The organism is Formivibrio sp. oc-25, from assembly GCF_055810895.1.
Genome location: NZ_JBVVOL010000068.1, coordinates 1 through 2841 on the forward strand (window position 1 = coordinate 1; position 2841 = coordinate 2841).

Sequence of the window (2841 nt, forward strand, 5' to 3'; positions counted from 1 at the left end):
CGTCAGGGCCGGGATGTAAGCGAAGGCGAAGACGGAGAGCAGGGCGACGAGGTAGAACGGCATCAGTTCCTTGGTGGAGTTGATGATGGACGTTCTGGCGATCGAGCTGCTGATGAACAGCGTGGTACCGACTGGCGGGGTATAGAGACCGATCGCGAGTGTGAGCACCATGACCAGGCCGAGCTGGGTCAGATCGAAGTTGATCGCTTGCGACAGCGGCACGAAGATCGGGCCGAGCAGCAGGATGGCAGCGGGCAGATCGATGAACATGCCGGCGATCAGCATGATCACGATCATGGCCATCACGATCAGCCACGGTTCATGCAGAGTACTCAGACACCAGCTGGCGAAGGTTTGTGGCACCTGGGCATAGGTCATCAACCAGCCCACCACCGCCGAACCCATGATCACCAGCATCACCACGCCGGTGGCCGAACCGGCCGCGATCAAGGCATGCTTGAAGCGGTCGAAGGTCATGTCGCGGTAGATGAAGACACCGGCAGCCAGCGCATAGAACACGGCCAATACCGAAACTTCGGTCGGGGTGGCAAAGCCGAATCGCAGCAGCACCAGAATCATGATCGGCATGACCAGGGCAGGCAGGGCCTCGACAAACAACTTGGCGCATTTGGCACGATCAAACGGTTGCTTGATGTGCGGGAAGCCACGGAAACGCGCCGACAGGTTGTTGACGATGACAAAGCCGGCGGTAAGCAGGATGCCGGGCAAGACCCCTGCCACGAACAGATCGGCCACGGATACGTTCGATACCAGCGAATACAGGATGAACGGAATCGATGGCGGGATCAGGATGGCGATACTGGAAGCAGCCGAGTTGTTGGCCGCAGTAAAGCCAGCCGGATAACCCTCGCGCTTCTGCCAGGGAATCAGCATGCCGCCGAGTGCGGTGGCATCGGCCACAGCCGAACCGGACACGCCCCCAAATACGCAACTGCCGAGCACGCTGACCGACCCGAGGCCGCCGCGATAACGCTGCACCAGTTCGGTGGCAAAACCGATCAGCTTCTCCCCGAGACGGCCGCTCATCATCAGGCTGCCGGACAGAATGAAGAAGGGAAGCGCCAGCATCGGGAAGGACAGGGTCTGCCCGACCATCTGCTGCGCCACCAGCATCACCGGCAGCTCATCGCCATACAGGATGGCGCTGCTGGAGGCGATCACCAGGATGTGGCCGACCGGCACCGCTACGATAAGCAGGCCGAAAAAGGCCAGAGTCAGGACGAGAATCATTGTACGCTCTCCTCGGGGTTGGGTTGCGGTGCGGCTTCATGCCCGAGCACGGCAACGCGCAGGGCCAGGGACAATGCACTCAGTGCGGTCAGGGCCGAACCGGCAGCCAGGGAATAGAAGGGCAGACTGCCCGGCGTACCCAGCATCGGATTGATTTCAGCCGCGGTGATGTCGGCAACTTCCATCGCGGTCATGAACATATAGATATAGGCACCGCAGATGACGAGGTTGATGAAAACGATCAGGAATCGCTTGCCGTTGTCTCCGAGGAATCGCATGATCAGGTCCACGGCGATGTGGTTGCCGCCCTGCAGGGCGAGCACCACACCGGCCATGATGAACCAAGCGAAGAGCTGCTTGGGCAGCTCTTCGGCCCAGTGCACGCCGCCGACATCTATAACATATCGCGCGGCGACACCGATTCCGATGGAAACGAGCAAGGCGACCCCTGTGGCCAACACCACACTGCGGCATACCAGGCTGACGGCACGGTCGATACCATCGAGCACGGAGATGACCGGAGAAGTCTGGGGCGGGTTAAGCGTGGTCGCCAGCATGATTACACTCCTACTGCAGTACGCAGATCCTTGACGAAGGCGCCGAAAGGCTTCTTCTCCCAGTTATCGAACACCACGGCCGTGCGCTTGCGGAAGGCGGCCAGATCGACCTCGTTGACGGCCACGGCCGGATTGGCCTTGAGTTCGGCCAGCAGCTTCGCGGTCTGGCTGTCGACCAAGCCCAGTTGCAGCTTGGTACATTCGGCCATCGCTTCCATGACGATGTCCTGACCCTTCTTGTCCAGGCGTTTCCAGGCCATCTTCGACATCAGCACCGGGGTGGATTCCCACTTGTGCGCCGACAGGCTGATGAACTTGTTCACTTCATGCAGCTTGGAGCTGACGATATTGACGAGCGGGTTCTCCTGGCCATCGACCACGCCTTGCTGCAGCGCCACGTACAGTTCGGCAAACGCGATCTGGGCGGTGGCAGCACCGAGTGCCTGGAAGATATCGACGGTTGCGCTATCGTTCGGCGTACGGATTTTCATGCCCTTCAGATCATCCGGGGTCTTGATCGGGCGCTTGCTGTTGGTGATGTGGCGAATGCCGTTATCCCACCAGCCGATCGGCACGATACCGACGGCATCGAACTTGGCGTTGAGCTGCTGGCCGATCTTGCCGGCGAGCAACTGGATGGCCGAGGCGCTGTCCTTGAACATGAAAGGCAGGCCGAGTGCGGCCAGTTCCGGCACGATGGCGGCGGATGCGCCCTGGCTGTTGGCAGAGATGGCCAGACTGCCGGTACGCAAACCGGTGAGCAGGGCGCTGTCATCGCCCAACTGGGCGGAGCCTGCGACCATCACCTCGATGGCACCGCCGCTCTTGGCCTTGACCAGTTCGGCGAATTTCTCGGCAGCGACGGAGCGGGGATTGCCGGCGGCGGCACCGTGGCCGAACGAGAGGCGGATGGGGCTGGCGGCGCCGACGATGGCCGGGGCGCCGACGATGGCGGTAGCCCCCAGCAGGGTGCCGCCACGCAGTACGTTACGGCGCGATACGTCGATGATTTCTTTCTTCATTCTCTTCTCCT

At 61.2% G+C, this 2841-nt stretch carries 3 protein-coding genes; all 3 read right to left on the reverse strand.

Translation table 11 applies throughout. The features are described 5' to 3' along the window. On the reverse strand, positions 1-1251 hold a 1251-nt coding region (locus AC0KVQ_RS16255; protein ID WP_473422242.1), incomplete at its 3' end, for a TRAP transporter large permease. Beyond that, entirely contained in the window at positions 1248-1808 is a 561-nt protein-coding gene (locus AC0KVQ_RS16260) for a TRAP transporter small permease (protein WP_473422243.1), read from the reverse strand. The genes AC0KVQ_RS16255 and AC0KVQ_RS16260, both read right to left, overlap by 4 nt. 2 nt (positions 1809-1810) lie before the next feature. Next, entirely contained in the window at positions 1811-2830 is a 1020-nt protein-coding gene (locus AC0KVQ_RS16265; RefSeq protein ID WP_473422244.1) for a TRAP transporter substrate-binding protein, read from the reverse strand. Between the last annotated feature and the right edge of the window lie 11 nt (positions 2831-2841).

What these genes read in the sequence shown, in the direction of transcription:
- AC0KVQ_RS16260 (WP_473422243.1), bottom strand. Translation starts at nt 1,808, where the DNA reads ATGCTGGCGACCACGCTTAACCCGCCCCAGACTTCTCCGGTCATCTCC.
- AC0KVQ_RS16265 (WP_473422244.1), bottom strand. Translation starts at nt 2,830, where the DNA reads ATGAAGAAAGAAATCATCGACGTATCGCGCCGTAACGTACTGCGTGGC.